This window comes from Okeania sp. SIO1H4 (assembly GCF_010672695.1).
Lineage (GTDB): Bacteria > Cyanobacteriota > Cyanobacteriia > Cyanobacteriales > Microcoleaceae > Okeania > Okeania hirsuta.
This window is the reverse complement of the sequence record NZ_JAAHGB010000029.1, coordinates 1-17,951: the sequence shown is the minus strand read 5'-3', so window position 1 is coordinate 17,951 and position 17,951 is coordinate 1. Positions and strand designations below refer to the sequence as shown.

The following is a 17,951-nucleotide window of genomic DNA, read 5'->3' as shown; positions in this document are numbered from 1 at the left end:
TAGTGGTGCATTAGACCTCTGGTGAAAAAGATATAGATTTTTTGCAGGAGTAGGCAACAGACAACAGGCAACAGGCAACAGGTAAGATATTTTTACGAAAAAGGATTTTTTATGGTAAATTTTTCTTTCCTTAGCTGATCTAATTAAAAGGTTTCTTTATTTTCCACCAGATGTCTATTGTAATGGTATAGCTAGTGGGAGCATCTTGCTCCCGTTCTAGGTGTTGCTTGTCTCCACTTACCATTACGACTGCTGGACTACCAGATTTTATACATATTTAGGAAAAAAAAGATTTACAGCAGATTTCATCAGGCGTGAGGTATAGCAATGAGCGCTGGTATATTTACAAATTGCAGGAGAGGCCAAATAGCTAAAAGTCTTATATTATCGGCAATTTCTTCCCCCTGTTGCCTGTTGCCTGTTGCCTGTTGCCTGCGCACAGCGCTATATACCCTTCGCGGGCAAGATCCCGCACTGGGAACATTCCGTCGTTAATATTTTTACCTCATATACGACCGAATCTGCTGTAATTTTAATTTCACGAGTATAATCGAAAAACTTGCATCCCACACCAATATTCCTAAAATCTCATACTTGAGAATATAATTCTAATTGTCACCTAATCATAAATTCAATTAGTTAATGGATTTTACCTATGCAGATATGTCCAAATAACATTGCTATGCGGAGGTCAAAATTTCAAATACTTAGAGGTAAGCTCATACCAACAATAGAACTATTTACAGAATTAAATTTTTATTTCCAAATATTTATGCAAACTTTCTTACCAGCTTGGTGTAAAAAAATAATTAGTGCTAGCTTTGAATTGGCCAAACTAAAAAAACGATCGCTCAACTTATGTGTTTGCTTAATTACCATAAGTTTGTTTTGGTTTGGTTTTCCCGCAAATACGGCCTTAGCACGGGAATCTACTCCCGACCAAAAAATATCAATTAAGCCTTACCTAGACCGAGTAATTAAAAAAGTAACAGAATTTCGCCTCGACAATGGCATGAAATTCATCGTATTGGAAAGACATAATGCCCCCGTTATATCTTTTTCTATTTATGCTGATGTTGGTGGGGCGAACGAACCAGACGGTCAAACAGGTGTGGCCCATTACCTAGAACATCTAGCTTTTAAAGGCACAAAAAAAATCGGTACAAAAGATTATCAAGCTGAAAAACAAACTTTAGAGAAACTAGATAAGATATTTGCAGAAATTCAAACAGCTAGTGCTAATCAAAAAACCGAACAAGTCACTCAACTTTTAGCAAAATTTGAGGCAACTCAAAAGCAGGCATCTGAATATGTAAATCAAAATGAATTCTCCAAAATAGTCAAACAAGCAGGAGGAGTAGGAATGAATGCTGCCACCTCAGCAGACTACACCCTATACTTCTACAGTTTACCTGCCAATAAACTAGAATTATGGATGTCTCTGGAGTCAGAAAGATTTCTGGAACCAGTATTTAGAGAATTTTATAAAGAAAAACAAGTAATTCTGGAAGAGAGGCGATCGCGCACAGAAAATTCACCCGTTGCCCAACTGTTGGAAAAATTTTTAAGTAAAGCTTTCCAAGTTCATCCTTACCGTCGCCCTGTCATTGGTTATCAAGAAGATATCGAAAATTTAAGCAGAGAAAACGTGCGCGACTTTTTTGATACACATTATGTTCCCAGTAACTTAACAGTAGGGATAGTTGGAGATGTCGATCCCAAAGAAGTCAAAAAATTAGCAAAAATTTATTTCGGTCGCTACGAAACTAAAGAAAAACCACCACAACTTAATATTGTCGAACCTCCCCAAACTGAACCAGGGGAAGTAACAATGAAATTGCAATCCCAACCTTGGTATATAGAAGGTTATCACCGACCTGCAACGAATCATCCCGACAATGTAATTTATCAAATGATAACTAGCATCTTGAGTGATGGTCGTACTTCTCGCCTCTATCAGTCATTAGTTGAGAAACAGCGAATAGCTCTCGTAGCAAGAGGAGCTGGTAGTTATCCAGGAGATAAATATCCACATCTGATGCTATTTTATGCTATGACTGCTCCCAATAGTAATGTAGATGAAGTCGGAGCAGCTTTGCAGACAGAAATTGAAAAATTGAAAACAGAACCAGTTTCTCAGCAAGAATTAGAAAGGGTGAAAACTCAAGCGCGGGCAGGTTTATTGCGCTCTCTTGACTCTAATACAGGAATGGTTTCTGCTCTCTTGAGCTACGAAGTTAAAACTGGTTCGTGGCAAAATCTATTTAAAGAATTAGATGCCATTAATGCAGTAACTACAGAAGATATTCTGCGTGTAGCTCAAAAAACTTTCGTTGCCGAAAACCGTACTATTGGTAGACTGCTTCCCAAGTGAAGTCAAAATTCAAAATTCAAAAGTCAAAAGTGAAGTCAAAAATTAAAAGTCAAAAGTCAAAAGTTAAAAGTTCAGGACTTACGCAAAGGCACTATATATAGAGTCTTGGTGTGTTACGCTAGCGCTAACACACCCTACTAGACTGACACGCCTAAAAATGTAGGTTGGGTTGAACGGCAGTGAAACCCAACAAAAGCTTGCTTACGTTGGGTTTCGGTTCCTCAACCCTACCTACGTCTGTTCCCTGTTCCCTGTTCCCTATTCCCTATTCCCTTTCATACCAAAACAAACAATGTTTTCTAACTACAAAAGGAAAATTACTAGATCCAAAATTTTCATCACAGCATTTTTAGCCGTAGTAATGCTGTTAGCTATTTTAGGGCAAATACCAGCCATAGCTCTAACTCCAGCCAAACATTATACCGAACTGGAATTTCCCCCACTACCAGAATTAGAAATACCAGAGTACACTCGCTTTCAACTTGATAATGGCATCGTTGTCTATCTCATGGAAGACCATGAATTACCCCTCATAGGTGGTAGAGCAATATTCCGGACAGGTTCAAGATTTGAACCAGAAAATAAAGCAGGGTTAGCAGACTTAACTGGTACTGTTATGCGTACAGGTGGTACAAGTAAACATTCCCCTGACAAAATAAATCAAATACTCGAACAAAAAGCAGCAGTAGTAGAAACAAGTATCGGCGGTACTGCTGGTAGTGCCAGATTTAGTTGTCTCACTGAAGACTTGACAGAAGTATTTGGATTATTTACCGAAGTAATTCGCGAACCCGTATTTGCTCCAGCAAAGCTAGAGTTTTACAAACAACAATGGCAAGGTGCAATTGCTCGTCGGAATGACGACCCTGAATCTATTGTTGGTCGTGAGTTCCAAAAATTGATTTATGGAGCACAAAGTCCTTATGCTCGAAACGTTGAATATGAAACCCTCAACAACATTTCCCAGGAAGATTTAATTGATTTCTATGCTAAATATTTCCATCCTGAGAATATGATTTTGGGAGTAGTAGGAGATTTTCAGACAAAACAGATGCGATCGCTCATTACAGAAAAATTTGGCAATTGGCAACCAAGCATTAAAGCAGTGAAACCTCCCCTACCAAATGTTAGTCAAGCTCAAGTCGGTGATATGTTTTTTATTGACCAACCTCAGCTAACTCAAAGTTATGTACAAATGGGTCACTTAGGCGGAAAATTAGATAATCCTGATTATACAGCTTTGAGTGTAATGAATGAGGTACTTAATGGTTTGGGGGGACGCTTGTTTAATAATATTCGATCGCGTCAAGGTTTAGCTTATTCAGTTTCTGCTTATTGGAGTCCTAACTATGATTATCCAGGAGTATTTATAGCTGGGGGTGAAACACGTTCGGATGCAACTGTACCATTTATCAAATCTGTTAATGAAGAAATTGAACGTATTCGCACTCAACCTATTACAAAAGAAGAACTGACCCATGCTAAAGATTCAACTCTCAACTCATTTATTTTCAACTTTCAAGATCCAGCTCAAACTTTATCCCGTTTGATGAGATATGAATATTATGATTATCCTAAAGATTTTATTTTCCGTTATCGTCAGGAAATAGAAAATATTACCGTTGAGGATGTGCAAAGAGTAGCTCAAAAATATTTGCAACCAGACAAAATTGTAACTTTAGTGGTTGGTAATAAAGAAGCAATTCAACCACCTCTGAGTAGTCTCGGAAACGATATTAAAATTACTTCAATAGATATTACAATTCCTGAACCTAGTTAATTTAAGTCGGGAGTAGGGGGTTGGAGGTTATGCCAAATTGACACTCGCCTGTTAAATCAAAGATTATAACGGGAGATTCTTGTTTCAGACTCTTAACTTGGTCAGGACTTACGCAAAAAAACGAAAATATACCCCATTTGTAGGGGGTTAACGGCCGTTAACCCCTATCATCAATGGTGGTTATGGGTAAGTCCTGTTTAATTACTATTAAAACTTACTTAATTTGCCATAGTCATCATAATTTTATCCCTTGACAAACTTATGTAATTATGATTTTATATCAACCCATATAGTAGTTATAGCAGGCTCCTTCCTGGTTTAGCCAACTAATGGAATTGTTTTAACTCGTAAAATTTATACTGACAAAATTAAAAAACAAATTGAATATATTGGCTGTAATGATACAACTATTACAGGTTCTCGTAGTGGGCTTGCTTGTTTATTTCTTTGGTATGCTATTATGACCAGAGGTCAACAGTATGCTTGTGAAGTTTCGAGTTGCTTAGAAAATGCTCGGTATTTGTATAAACGTCTAGAAGAGATTGGGTACAAACCTTTTTTAAATGATTTTTCAACTACGGTTGTATTTGACAAGCCATCAATCAAGATTTGTCAGAAGTGGCAGTTAGCTACTGAGGGGTCTTTAGCTCATATTGTTGTGATGCAACATCTTTCTCAAATGAAAATAGACTTATTTATTGATGACTTGTTAGCTTAATTTGTATCTAGTGGAGGAGTCAGGAGTCAGGAGGGAAGAAGAGCAGGGTCAATTTATTGTCACACTTAGAAAAATTGACAGGGAGATGGGGGGTGTGGGGAGTGTAGAAGGTTTTACATACTCTGCAAAGATTCATCCCTTAGTTCAGCAATGCCTAAAATTGTTTAGGTTAAGACACGAAGTGGCTGGTCGAAGACTATCCATAAGCAATTTTCCCTTCTACCCTCAACTCCCGCTGCCTTCTTCAAATTAACCAACGCTCAAAGCACGAGCGATCGCTTCTTCAGACAATTCTTCAATATTACTCAAAACCACCTTTGCCCCTGCCTCCAACAGTTTTGCACTATAAGTCTCTCGCCTTGTCTGACTTTCCTGCACATGGGGAGGCAACACACCCACCCCTATCCAATTTCTCGACGGCATCGCTAGACGAGCATTCTCCACCGTATACATATCTCCCACTGTATCGCCAGCATAAATCACAGGTAGATTTTCAGCTAAACCATGCTGTTTTTCCAATGTCTCCAATACTGCAAATAACCCCGTGGGGTCAGGTTTTCCTGGTCCATCCTCCATCGCCACTACTACAGGAGAACTCAACCCTAACTTACCTTCCAAAACATAAGCAGCTTCTGCGCGCATTGCCCCACTAAAAAATCCCCAAGAAAATCCTGCTGCTGTCAATCTCTGAAAATAATCAGAACTCACTAACAACGGTTCCGTACAAATATAACCAGTCCAATTATCTTCATGTGGACCTCGATAACGAGACTGAAAAAAAGCCACTAACTTTTGATAATCTAAACCAACATTCTCTCTTTTTTGACCTTGGCCTTCAAAATAGCGATAAATTAACTCTCGCGAAGCCTCCCAGTCATTATTCCAAACTCCCTCAGATTTGAGTTGGTCAATATCTGTCAAAGTGGGACAAAAAGCGCCGGATGTAAAATGCTCTACCGTATCCGCGATCGCCCGTCGATAAGACCCTCCAACATTCCGAATTACACCATCAATGTCAAAAACCAAAATTGCTTTGTCCATCACTCAATTTCCGTGCTACGATTAAATATTGTGCAAAGTTTTAAAATTAGCCTAATATTGGCTCTGGAGGTAAATTGTCCAAATTCATACTTAAAGTAGTTTGGTTAGAAGATAATGTAGCACTTGCAGTAGATCAAGTGGTAGGAAATGGTACTAGCCCCTTAACTTGTTACTTTTTCTGGCCTCGTAATGATGCTTGGGAAGAATTAAGAAAAGAAATAGAAGCCAAACATTGGATTAATGAATCAGACCGGGTCGATCTTCTCAATCAAGCTACTGAGATAATTAACTACTGGCAAGAAGAGGGAAGAAGACGGCCAATGACAGAAGTTCAATCAAAATTTCCAGAAATAGTTTTTACAGGGACTAATTAGAAGTTAAAAGTAAAAATTAACTTCAGACTTCCTTCTTCAACAATAGTTAGTTGATGTCAATAATATTATACTAAACTGTCAAAAAATTAATTAAAGCAGAATCTGCTGATGAACCAGGAACAGACATTATTCATAAGTGACCAACTGCCACTTGTAACTTCTCCAGCTATTCTCAAAAAAGCTGTTATATATAAGCTTGATAGCTATATTTCAGGAGGTGGTGAGTTGGCATTTCCATGTCTGCCTGGTATGCTTGAGCATTACATAAATATTGTAGAAAGCTTATTTTCTCACCTGGGTAGACCAATGCCCAAGGAAAGACAACTACAATTGCGTCAAATGATAGAAAGGAAGTTGGCAGAGGGGTTTAATATTTCTACAAGTTCAATATTAGTTATTCAGTATGAATTAGTGAAGCCTCCCAAAAAAGGTATGGCTTGCCAAGTAACTGTTCGTAGCCCAACTTTAGAGGAACAGTACAAGTCTTGGGTAGAGAAGAGAAAGCCTCCCTTGTTTGGTTCTCACCCTGATGCTAGAGTATTAGCAACTGTGGCAGAATTTCGTAAAAACACTTCATTAAAAATATTAGATGTCGGTGGGGGAACGGGTAGGAATGCTTTACCTTTGGCACGAAAAGGTCATTCTGTAGATGTTTTAGAGTTAACCCCTGCTTTTATTGAACAGTTGCAAACAGCGATCGCTACAGAAAATTTATCTATGAATGTGTTTAAGGGAGATATTCTCGACCCACTGACACGAATGCAGCCAGCTTTTTATCAGTTTGCGATCGCCACAGAAGTAGTATCTCATTTTCGCGATGTAGAGCAACTGCGGTTATTTCTAGCAAAAATGTCTGATTTTATTTGTCCTGGTGGTATGCTTCTGTTCAATATATTTTTAACCGTAGATGGGTATGTACCGGATGAGTTAGTCCGAGAGATGGCACAGTTATCTTGGTCGAGTTTGTTCACTGCTAAGGAGTTTGCCACAGCGATGCAGAGTTTACCTTTAGCGATCGTTTCTAATGAGTTAGTTATAGAATATGAACGTCAACATCTGCCTCAAACAGCTTGGCCTCCTACAAGTTGGTTTGAAAGTTGGGCGACTGGTAGAGATATATTTCCTCTAGCTAATGCTAGACCACCTGTAGAGTTGAGGTGGATATTATGTCGGCGAATGTAGTCATTTCAGTTATCAGTTATCAGTTATCAGCACCTTCTGTAATAAGGAGGCTTGAAAATATGGAATCTTCTTTTCTCTTGGTCTGATGGATATGGCTCCCAGACCTCGCCATCCCACCCTACGGGAAGCTCCGAAGATCGACCGCTTTTTATCCTCTGAAAAGGGGAAGCTTTAGACCACAATTTTTCGGTAAGCGAAACTGTACAAATACTTACTACCAAAATCAATAGGACTTGATCTAAATAAAGTATTTCAGGGTATCAAAAAAAATAGCTTCCTCAAGTAGAAGAAGCTGAAACTAATTACAACACACAAACCAATAAAATAATCATTAACGAACAAGTTAATACTTAATTTATCCATCTATAACATTAGCAGCTATTTCAGTTTTTTTATGTGAAGATCCGATGAAGATACTGAACAGTTTTATGAAGATTTTGTAAAGACACAGCAGATATATCACTTTTGTCCTGAAAAGAATGCCAAATGTAATAAAGTGATGTGACAATAGTCAAGATTTCAAAGAGGGTTTTCAAATAGATAGACTACAGTTGTCAAAGCATTCTCCTACTGCCTACTCTGTAAGGACATTTTGAAAGTCTGCTGTTCCCTGTTCCCTATTCCCTATTTCCTAGCGCGTAGCCCTGTAATTGCTATATATTTAAAATTGCAATCTGCAACAGATGAACCTATGTTTCAACAAACAGTCTGGATAGCAAGGCACGGAAACCGCATCGACTTCGTAAACCCCGAATGGTTTAACACTGCTGAAAGACCATACGATCCTCATCTGTCGGATGATGGTGTCATTCAAGCCAAACAACTGGCAAACCGTTTAGTTGGGGAAAATATCACTCAAATTTTTTCCTCTCCCTTTCTGCGAACCGTACAAACTGCCAATGAAGTAGCAGAAGTTCTTGATTTACCTATTAAACTAGATTGGGGCTTGTGTGAATGGTTAAATCCAGAATGGATGCCTGCTATGCCAGAAACTCTATCCCTAGAAATAATGGCCAAAGCTTACAAAAGAATAGATCTTTCTTACAATGCAGGCACTCCCCAATATCCTGAAACTTGGGAAGCTTGTATGAAGCGCACTGGAGAAACTTCTCAAGGTCTAGTGGCACAGTTTCCCACAGAAAATATTTTATTACTGGGGCACGGAGCTTCAGTTATTGGCACTGCTGCAGGATTAGTAGGTGAAATTGCTAAGATGGAAATCAAAGCCTCTGTTTGTTGTTTAGTTAAAATTGTTCGTGAAAAACAACAATGGGTCATGGAATTAAGTGGGGATACTTCTCATCTAGATAATATAGAAACCAATGTCAGGTTTGTTTAGCCTAACTCATAGTTGAGTTTTGAGGAAAGCCATAAAAAGCGTTAAAATATAATTTCGATAGAAGTTTGATAACTATTGTACCAGGATTTTTATGCCTGTGAATAGTTATCAACATTAGTGATGAAAATGTATTTTTTTTACGCTATTTGATTTTATGGCAGGACACAGTAAATGGGCGAATATTAAACGCCAAAAAGCTAGAGTTGATGCCGTTAAAGGCAAAGTGTTCGCTAAAATTTCTCGCCAGATCATTGTTGCTGCCCGTAGTGGGGCTGATCCGGCTGGTAATTTTCAGTTGCGTACAGCGATAGATAAGGCAAAGGTGGCAGGTATTCCCAATGATAATATCGAGCGGGCGATCGCTAAAGGTTCTGGTCAGTTCAATGATGGTAATGAACTTGAGGAAATTCGTTATGAAGGTTATGGGCCAGGTGGGATAGCGATTCTGATTGAGGGACTTACAGATAATCGTAACCGTACAGCAGCAGACCTCAGAAGTGCATTTACTAAAAATGGAGGTAATTTAGGTGAGACTGGTTGCGTAAGTTGGATGTTTAACCACAAGGGTGTGGTGACTATTACAGGGTCTGTTGATGAGGATGAATTATTGGAAGCATCTGTTGAAGGAGAAGCGGAATATTATGAAATGATTTCTGAAGAAGATTTTCAGGGTGCAGAGGTATTTACTGAAACTACTAATTTGGAAAATCTTAGTCAGATGCTACGAGGTAAAGGTTTTGATGTGAGTGAAGTTGAGTTTCGATGGATTGCTAGTAATACTGTTGAGGTGACAGAATCAGACCAGGCACGATCACTCCTCAAGTTAATGGATGCTCTTGACGATCTTGATGATGTGCAGAATGTGACAGCTAATTTTGATATAGCAAATGAACTTATTTCTGCTGCTTTAGTTTAGATTATTTTTTCCCAGATAATTCTGGGAACAATCTAACTATAATTAAAAGCATAAACTCTCATGGAAATAAAGATGGTTTTTCAACTGGAATCTCAAAAGCACTCAACTGTGTTGGATATCAACTATCCATCAGCACAGTCTTAAATGGTAATTTTTTATTATTTACCGCACATAAAATCATTGATTCCAGATGATCTATTTTTGTTTTTTTATCAGTATCTGGGTCATAAATTCGATAATCTATGAGCCAAAATTGTTCGATTTTTAGATTGAAATATATACAATTTACTATTCCTAAGATCTGCAGTGGAATTATTTATACAATGTGGGACTTACACAAAATAAAGCGGCGTTGCTGAATCAAGGTATGAAAATAAAAACTGAAGAATCTCAAATATTTGTCATTAATATAGTTTAGCAATCGCCAAAAAATACAAATCATACCCCAAGTCAGCAACGCTACTAAAGCCACAAAATTGGCTCAAATATAGATAGGCAGAGGCTTTTACCTCAAAAAGGCATAAATCCTGAATAAGCACGGGTTCTAGCCATTTTTAAGGCATCGACGTAATTCCCTTTATAGTTAAACAAGCCATTAAAAATTGGCCAATTTTAGTTAGGTTTAAGTAAGCTTCTTTGTACGGTTTTTGTACACATTTCCATATTTTTTCATCTGTCTAGTAAAGAAAGAAGGTTGAAAAGTTGTAAACTCGTTATTTTAAATTATAAGCGGGTAGGGGGAATCGAACCCCCATCATTAGCTTGGAAGGCTAAGGTTTTACCACTAAACTACACCCGCAGTTGTTTCTTTACTATAACACACTTTTCTAGAATTGCAACAAGTCCAGAAGAAAAAATTTTTAGATCATATTTACTGCCATCTGAGCTTTAAGTTATAGAGTCTCGACTAACTACAAAACCTAAAACCTCTTGATCTATACCTTTCAACTTCAGATACCCAGACTTTTTCACCTCTCGACTATCCACATAGTTAGCAACAGTCTGCGATACCAAAATTGTATTTGGCTCTGCAGCTTCCTGTAGCCGAGCTGCAATATTTACCGATGGGCCAATAGCTGTATAATCAGACCGCTCTGCACCACTAAACATTCCCACTACAGCATTACCCTGATGAATACCACAACGAAACCTTACTGGTGAAGCCCCATTCGGGCCAATTAACACCAGATTTTGTCACCTCTCATTTAATTTATCCAATAATTTATCCAAAGCTTTTAACATGGCCCTAGCTGAAGCCACTGCTCATTGCACCTGCTCATCTGCTGTCAACTCTTCAGGTGAACCATAAATTGCCATCACAGCATCTCCCACAAACTTATCCACAGTAACACCATTAGCAAAAATGGCTTTTGTCATCTCTGCTAAATATTCATTTAACAACTCACCTATTCTACGAGCTTGCAAAATATTCGACCAGTGTGATAATTTGACACCATGTTAGCGGAGCTTTGGGTTAGCAAAATTCCCGGTCTCCAATCATCACAAGTTGATCTTTTTTCAATCAACGTCAAACTGGCCAAATAACTGCCTTCTGTTGTCCTAAATTACTACTACCTTTTTTTTCTCAAACTTGCCAATAAATAGATGAGGCTCGTTTTTGGTAGATAACTCCTATGACAAATATATTCTGATCTGTCCATTGTGTTCTATCTATAGTTAGAATTAATCGACTACCATCAGAAAATTTTCTACTGATAATCATTGTAATCATAGGGAACCAAAACAAGGCAAGACTTCAGGAAAATAATCTTAAAAATCTTTGTATATGTTTTCGACGGCTTTCAGATTTAATGGGCCAAGGAAAACAAGCTGCCAGCCTTTCTATTTTGACAGTTTTTTGGACAGTAATTAACCTGGGCGAAAATTTTTCAAGTTGGAAGTTGAGTATTGGTCAAAGATTGTGGAAAATATGATTCATACAATGATAAAAATTGCATTTGGGTCGGTCTCTGTGTGTAAGTGGACCGACTTTTTGAGCATAAAATGTGGCTGATGGCTACTATAGCAATGTGCGCTGGCATATTGACAAATTACAATAACTGTCCAATAGCTAGAAGTCTTATATTATCGGTTTTTTATTCCCCCTTCCGGAGCTGTTGCCTTCCGGAACTGTTGCCTGCGCATAGCGCTAGATCAATAATTGACATAAAAATCAACTCAAATTAGGGAACAAGGGTGAGGTACGGGAAGTGTACCTCACCCTTCTCTACAAATGATGATCATGATCAAACAGGAAAAATCTTTTTGATACAGAGTTTTAATAGTTGAAACCCTTATATCACAATAGTTTTGAGGTGCTTTTCACCCCGTGAGCCACAATATTGTCACAGAAAGCTACGAGATTATACCAATTCCCATGCATTAATGCTATATTTCCGATGAACTTCAGTTATTAAGTAATAATAATCGTTTAGTAATGTTTATAACGATTATCGGCATTAAGCCAAGATATCTTATCTCTTTTCACCCTACTCCCTACTCCTTTTTCCCCTCCACGGTCGGGGTTAGGGGTGGGTCCCTACTCCCTACTCTCAAAAAGATGTAGCAATACTTTTGAGTTTGATATTACAGGGTTGAAAAGAAGGCTGCATTCTTCCAGCATCAAGTCTTTGCAAATCTAATAATTGATTAACTAATCTCAAGAGACGACGAGAATTACGCAGTGCAATCGCACCTCGATCTAGAGGTAAATCTCTGCTGGAATTAACTGCTTCTTCTCACAAACCGATCGTTAAAGTTAAAGGTGTACGAAATTCATGGGAGATATTTTGGAAAAATTCTTTTTGAGGCGGTATGCTTCTATTAGTCGTTCAACTTGTTGTCTGGTTGTTTGGTATAGACTGGATTGTTGCACGGCGATCGCTGCTTGGGAAGCTACTGCTTCCGCTAGTTCAATTTCAGAAGCTTGCCATTGGTGTCTGTCGTCATTGTGACGTAGAGAAATACTACCAATAATTTTACCATTGACAGTTAGGGGTACTACCATCAAAGCGCGAGTATTAGAGCGTAAGGGTAGTTAATATTCGTTAAATTCCGGATTGATCTTCAGATCGCAAATTGCTATTGTTTTTTTTGTTTTTAGCAATTCCATTAAAACAGGATTACTACGAATGGGAGCAAATGACTGAGGTAATTCTATTGCAGTTGATGATCGATCGTTATCAGGAATTTCTCTATATCAGTGAATCCAGTTAAAACAATTCGAATAGTATTAGGGTATTGGTTGGCAGTTAAACTCAAGAATTCTGTACCACTCATTTTGGGCATTCGCTGGTCTGAAATAATTACAGCTACTTCCTCAGATGTTTCTAGAATTTTTAGAGCTTCCAGTCCACTTTGGGATCCCAACACCTTGTATTCTCTGTGGAAAGTACGGTAAAGAAGGTCTAGATTGTCTAATTCGTCATCGACAACCAAAATTTTCGGTTTAAGTTTTTTTCTAGAACTCATGCACCGCTCTCCGTGCTTTCAAGTCAGTAATGATAAATTATGATTTAGCAAGTTACAGTTATAGATGGGACTCTATTGTGCTGGACAACCGAATGCTAGATGTCCATTTACATCTGTAATAATCAACCAAAAAGCAAATCACCAACTTTGGTACTTGCTTCACTGAAAAAAGGTGCTTCAATCACAGTGATTATTATCAATAATTTATTCATTATCAAGTTAATTAAATTTAATTAAGTGAATAATCTTGATCTTGTATAGCGCTTTCCTACGGAATGCTGGCGCAAATGCGCAGGCAACAGGCAACAGGCAACAGGTAATAAGGGAAATAAAAAGCTGATAATATCAGACTTGTAGCTATTGGGTAGTTCCTGTAATTTGTAAATATACCAGCACGCACTGCTATAGTTGATATTCAATAATATACAGTTGCTTAAAATGTTATAATTAGTGATTTTGATTCAGGATCAAAACAATTTTTACCTACAATAGAAAGTTTTCTGAATTTAAGAAAATTTTAATTATTTGGACTTTTGCTTCTTGTTATACATACTAAATTGTTAGTGGCCTTTCAACCTATCAACTAGTGCCCTGATTAGTATATATACTAAAAGCTGTAGTAGGCTGCTCAATATCATTTTTTAATCTAAAATCACTTTGCCTACAAAAATGACAAGATTTGTCAAAAATTCTAAAATATATTAGCTTTAAACTTTTAATCCTATTGCCTAATTAAGCAGTTGCCTTTTTTCAGATTTTTACACAACCTCAAGATGGCTACTACAGATATTCTAGCCTTTTATATAGAATTTAGATATAGTTAGTAAATTTATTGTGAACCCTCTATTTTGTTTATCAAAGTTTCTAGAACCTCAAGCAAAAAAAAAATTGTCTAATGAATTTAGTTTTTTCATCCGGATTGCTCAACCAAAAGATATCAACAGTATTACCGAAGTTTTGACTAATAGTTTTTACTCCTGTCAAGGAATTATGGGTTATGTTCGTCCTTTTTTACGACTAGGTATTTACGAAGATTTACGCAATCGCATTCGTTCAAAAACTGAGCATTATTTATGTCTTGTTGCTATGGTTGTCGAAAATACTGAGTCTACCAGGGATGTATCTAATACTAGAAAACAAGATTTGGTAGGAACTGTGGAAATTGATGTGCGTTCCCGAGGTGGGATGGATGTCCTCTTATTCAACTCTTGGCAATTAGATAATTTAGATAATTTTGAGTATGCTTATTTATCAAATTTAGCTGTTGATGCTAACTATAGAAAATTAGGAGTTGCTCAAAAATTGTTAAGTTATTGTGAGCATAAGGTATTAGGATGGGGTTTTTGTGAGTTATACCTTCATGTATTAGAAAATAATTATACTGCTCGAAGACTTTACGATAAAGCTGGTTATCAATTACAAGAAGTTGAGTGGACTTTCGGTTCCCTACTATTTGGGCAACCTCGAAAGTTACTTTTGCGTAAATCTTTTTCGAGTAACATTTAAGTCTCAAGAATAAGATTTAATATCAAGTCCGGTAGCATCAGTATTGTCAAGAAGAAGCAAGAGGGAAGAAGCAAGAGGGAAGAGGTAGAAAGACTTATAGCAGTTTTCATGTTTCATAGAATACAGAAATTTTTGCTTAAAGGCAGAAGCGGTGCGACCCCGCGTCGGCAGCAGACGCAAGTGGTCTGACCCCGCGACGAGGACAGCTCGCTTGCGGAATGCTGACTCCTGTGAGGGAATGCGCACTAAGAGAGGCACTTATGCTGAGGGCAGAAGTTTTGTAGTCAACATGAGTGAAAACCGCTATAAAAGTCTGAAAAAAACTTCAATTTCCTCTGTCACTCAATTTTTCTGCCCTTATCTGCTAAAAATCCTCACATTTTAGGACTTACGCATGAACACTATTGGTGGGGTGTGTTTTGCTGTCGCATAACTCCGTTAACGCTCCGCGACATGTTTGCGGAGCATGACCATAGGAAAAAGCGGTAGCGTAACTGAGCAAAACCCTATATCTATATTTCAGTGCGTAAGTCCTGATGTTTAACCGATCAATTATCGCGCAAAAATCATCAATTCTTTCCCCCTACTCTGTAGGGACGTTGCATGCAACGTCCCTACCTACTCCCTACTTCCTCTTTTCCGGAGAGGTCTATTAACAATCTCATACGCCATTTACTCACAACATTACCTAAATTTGTTGGCAACCAAGCATCATATTGAGAATAAACAGGTAATCTTTTGATTAGTTGCCATCTTCGCGATTGCAACACTTTTGCTAAACCTTGATAATGGGGATGAGGATAATCAGGGTTGACTTCATCGTGGAGTCCAATTCCTCCTAAGTCACTCGCACCAGTTTCTACACAAGCTAATAATATTTCCGGTTTTGTAACTAAATTAGGAGGAATTTGTAACGCAATGGTTGAGGGCAAAATTTTACGAGCGATCGCTACAATATCTGGCAACAAATTGATGTCGAAAGCTTCACTATTCCATATTTGTCGCTCACCAGGACTGTAGGGTTGTAAAATAACTTCTTGAATATGACCCCATTTTTTATGAACATTAGCGATCGCTATTAATGTTTCTTTCCAGTCAGTTACAGTCTCTCCAACTCCTAATAATAAACCAGTAGTAAATGGAATTCTTAGTTCGCCAGCTAATTCTAATTGTTGTAAGCGTAAATGTGGTATTTTACTAGGAGCATTTTTATGAACTGTTTGTAGTAATTTAGGTGTCATCTGCTCCAACATTAGTCCCATTGACACATTAACTTGTTTTAACTCCTTCATTTCTGCTCTACTAAGTGGCCCAACATTAGTATGAGGTAAAAATCCTAAAGATAGAGCTAGTTTGCATAAATCATAGATTAATTGGAACCAAGTTGGTCTATTTTGGCTGTTTGGATGTACTTCACCACTCAGAATTAAAATTTCAATTACACCTTGATTTTTTAGGGACAGTAATTTTGCTTCTGCTTCTGATAGACTAAGCCATGAACTTTTACTTGGTTCTGAGCGAAAATTACAATAGGTGCAATGATTAAAGCATTCATAGGTAGGAACTATTGTATAAGCAGGACTATATGTAACAATTCTAGACATGGGTGAAGTATTAAATTTAATTAGTCAAATCTATATTAGAGAGACGAAAAAATTAGTGCGGTTGGAATAATTATTTCATAGAGGAAATACCTTTGTGGCAAGTTGTCAAAGAGGCTAAAACTAGCAATATGAGTAGTTGCTTGGGAAATTACCCAGAAGCAGTATATCGTCATATTTTTCAAATAATTCTAGAGCTAATTTTTGAAATTGTTCTGGTTTTAATAGTTCTTTTTTTCCTCTTTTTCCTTTTTGAAGGTTGCGTTTACCATTTTTGACTCCAACTTCACCTAATTGATTGTATTTTTTGATTATTTCTCAGGCATAATCATCATTAATACCTATAGCGATCTCACTATTTTTCACTGTCCAACCTCATGATACTTTCCACAATAAATGCCACTTTCACAGACTCTACTGGTTCTACAGTTTTTTTATACCTTTGTTTGAGTTCAGATGAACTCAAATAATTTGCTAAATATACTTTTCTTGGCATTTCATTAATCCTATAGTAATCCTAAATAGGTTCTGGCAAAATTCCATACTGAAAAAGCTTTGGGAAATCGAATATTTGACCATCTGCAAAAAACTTAAATAGCCACTTAACTACTTTAAAAGAATTGCAAAGATGATCATATTTTCTGATGAAATTTTTGGCTGGTAACCAAATATCTTCAACAGGATTTTGCTCCGGAGCATTTGGAGCCAACTTTGTACCATGTATCAACCATTCTTATATGCGATAAATTTTGATTAATTAACATCAAATATTCTCGAAATTCTTGAGATTTATGGTAAGTTGCTCCCTCCCAAAATATTGCCAATCTTTTACCCGGTTTTCGCGCTTTGCAAATATTTGATAAATTGTAAGCATTCAGCAGTCAGCTATCAGCTTTATTACCTTTAAAGGAGAAAAAAGCAATTTTATCAAAGCTCTCAGAGTACGAATTTCTGGTTGAGAATTTAGTAGAACTTAAACGAATGCTTGCTTCATTCATTAAAAAGCTGAAGTCCGCAGTTCCGACTATAGGAGGATAGCTGACCGCTAATAGCTGAATGCTTACGAAGTAAAAGAGGTAGATATCCATGAAAATATAGATAGCACCTTAATGATTTTACAAACTCGTTTAAAAAGAAAACCTAATTATCCATAAAAATTCAATAGTTTAAGTTCCCAGCTATATTAATAGTGTTGTGGGTGTTAATGGGAGGTGTTATATCAAATCCGGTTATACAGTTATTGCACTTTCTACTTCCATTCAATGCAGACATAAAATGCTGGAATATCCCCAAATAATTCCCACTTTCTTCCTACTGACTCCTGACTCCTAACTCCGCACTCTTAACTCCGCCGATTATTACGATAACTAATGATCCGGATACTATATCAATGTCCAATTGTAAATCTTGAAAAGCTGATAATGCAGCTCCTCTGTAATAGGCTTGCTGATAGCTGAGTGCTACTTCAAATAAGTTATTTTTTATTGACTTTTAAACATAAATATGATACCTTATTAACATGATAAACAAAACTTATAACTTAGTTAAACAACACTATCCTTAACACCCCTTTACAAAACGAAATAAACTAGCTATATTATTAATAACGGAGCAGGAAACAAAAAAACACCTGCACCGCCGTACCTCGA

Annotated in this window: 14 protein-coding genes, 1 tRNA gene and 2 pseudogenes; 8 read left to right on the top strand and 9 right to left on the bottom strand. The window is 37.3% G+C overall.

The features are described from left to right. Window positions 1-772 precede the first annotated feature (772 nt). From F6K06_RS18680 to F6K06_RS18670, 3 genes are all read left to right on the top strand, one after another. Entirely contained in the window at window positions 773-2,374 is a 1,602-nt protein-coding gene (locus F6K06_RS18680; protein WP_124154289.1) for a pitrilysin family protein, read from the top strand. Between the two features lie 361 nt (window positions 2,375-2,735). Next, window positions 2,736-4,154 carry a pitrilysin family protein gene (locus tag F6K06_RS18675; protein ID WP_287239712.1) on the top strand — a complete coding sequence of 473 codons (1,419 nt, stop codon included), beginning with the start codon at window positions 2,736-2,738 and terminating at the stop codon, window positions 4,152-4,154. 460 nt (window positions 4,155-4,614) lie between these two features. Further along, window positions 4,615-4,872, top strand: coding sequence for a hypothetical protein (locus F6K06_RS18670; RefSeq protein WP_287239648.1), 258 nt, complete (start codon window positions 4,615-4,617; stop codon window positions 4,870-4,872). A 249-nt stretch (window positions 4,873-5,121) separates the two neighbouring features. On the opposite strand, the gene F6K06_RS18665 is transcribed toward F6K06_RS18670, so the two are convergent. Beyond that, entirely contained in the window at window positions 5,122-5,913 is a 792-nt protein-coding gene (locus tag F6K06_RS18665) for a TIGR01548 family HAD-type hydrolase (protein WP_287239646.1), read from the bottom strand. 74 nt (window positions 5,914-5,987) lie between these two features. Between F6K06_RS18665 and F6K06_RS18660 the strand changes: the two genes are divergently transcribed. From F6K06_RS18660 to F6K06_RS18645, 4 genes are all read left to right on the top strand, one after another. Beyond that, complete coding sequence (locus F6K06_RS18660) at window positions 5,988-6,287, top strand: 30S ribosomal protein PSRP-3 (RefSeq protein ID WP_124143727.1); 300 nt, start codon at window positions 5,988-5,990, stop codon at window positions 6,285-6,287. A gap of 108 nt (window positions 6,288-6,395) precedes the next feature. After that, window positions 6,396-7,469 carry a bifunctional 2-polyprenyl-6-hydroxyphenol methylase/3-demethylubiquinol 3-O-methyltransferase UbiG gene (locus F6K06_RS18655; protein WP_287239643.1) on the top strand — a complete coding sequence of 358 codons (1,074 nt, stop codon included), beginning with the start codon at window positions 6,396-6,398 and terminating at the stop codon, window positions 7,467-7,469. Window positions 7,470-8,160: 691 nt separating this feature from the next. Next, window positions 8,161-8,808: a histidine phosphatase family protein gene (locus F6K06_RS18650; protein WP_124154290.1), complete on the top strand. Its 648-nt coding sequence runs from the start codon at window positions 8,161-8,163 to the stop codon at window positions 8,806-8,808. A 154-nt stretch (window positions 8,809-8,962) separates the two neighbouring features. Next, window positions 8,963-9,724, top strand: coding sequence for a YebC/PmpR family DNA-binding transcriptional regulator (locus tag F6K06_RS18645; RefSeq protein WP_124143729.1), 762 nt, complete (start codon window positions 8,963-8,965; stop codon window positions 9,722-9,724). Between the two features lie 728 nt (window positions 9,725-10,452). Here F6K06_RS18645 and F6K06_RS18640 read toward each other — a convergent pair. The 5 genes and pseudogenes from F6K06_RS18640 to F6K06_RS34585 form a co-directional block, all read right to left on the bottom strand. Next, window positions 10,453-10,523: transfer RNA gene (locus F6K06_RS18640), tRNA-Gly, on the bottom strand. Between the two features lie 89 nt (window positions 10,524-10,612). Then, on the bottom strand, window positions 10,613-10,909 hold the full coding sequence (locus tag F6K06_RS34600; RefSeq protein WP_375339367.1) for an adenylate/guanylate cyclase domain-containing protein: 297 nt from the start codon (window positions 10,907-10,909) through the stop codon (window positions 10,613-10,615). A 78-nt stretch (window positions 10,910-10,987) separates the two neighbouring features. After that, a complete protein-coding gene (locus tag F6K06_RS34595; RefSeq protein WP_375339368.1) occupies window positions 10,988-11,149 on the bottom strand; it encodes a hypothetical protein in 162 nt (53 codons plus the stop codon). Between the two features lie 1,157 nt (window positions 11,150-12,306). Then, window positions 12,307-12,881: pseudogene (locus F6K06_RS34590) on the bottom strand (GAF domain-containing protein); the annotation flags it as partial. Beyond that, the gene (locus tag F6K06_RS34585; RefSeq protein ID WP_205127257.1) at window positions 12,881-13,195 is read right to left on the bottom strand and encodes a response regulator; all 315 of its coding nucleotides are present in this window, start codon (window positions 13,193-13,195) and stop codon (window positions 12,881-12,883) included. The gene F6K06_RS34585 and the pseudogene F6K06_RS34590, both read right to left, overlap by 1 nt. Window positions 13,196-14,083: 888 nt before the next feature. On the opposite strand from F6K06_RS34585, the gene F6K06_RS18625 reads away from it, so the two are divergent. Further along, window positions 14,084-14,701, top strand: a complete 618-nt coding sequence (locus F6K06_RS18625) for a GNAT family N-acetyltransferase (RefSeq protein WP_240038813.1) — start codon at window positions 14,084-14,086, stop codon at window positions 14,699-14,701. Window positions 14,702-15,315: 614 nt separating this feature from the next. On the opposite strand, the gene cofG is transcribed toward F6K06_RS18625, so the two are convergent. The 3 genes and pseudogenes from cofG to F6K06_RS18610 all read right to left on the bottom strand — a co-directional run. Next, entirely contained in the window at window positions 15,316-16,305 is a 990-nt protein-coding gene (gene cofG, locus F6K06_RS18620) for a 7,8-didemethyl-8-hydroxy-5-deazariboflavin synthase subunit CofG (RefSeq protein ID WP_124143730.1), read from the bottom strand. 352 nt (window positions 16,306-16,657) lie between these two features. Further along, complete coding sequence (locus tag F6K06_RS18615; RefSeq protein WP_161564924.1) at window positions 16,658-16,798, bottom strand: hypothetical protein; 141 nt, start codon at window positions 16,796-16,798, stop codon at window positions 16,658-16,660. Between the two features lie 21 nt (window positions 16,799-16,819). Next, window positions 16,820-17,169: pseudogene (locus F6K06_RS18610) on the bottom strand (IS630 family transposase); the annotation flags it as partial. Between the last annotated feature and the right edge of the window lie 782 nt (window positions 17,170-17,951).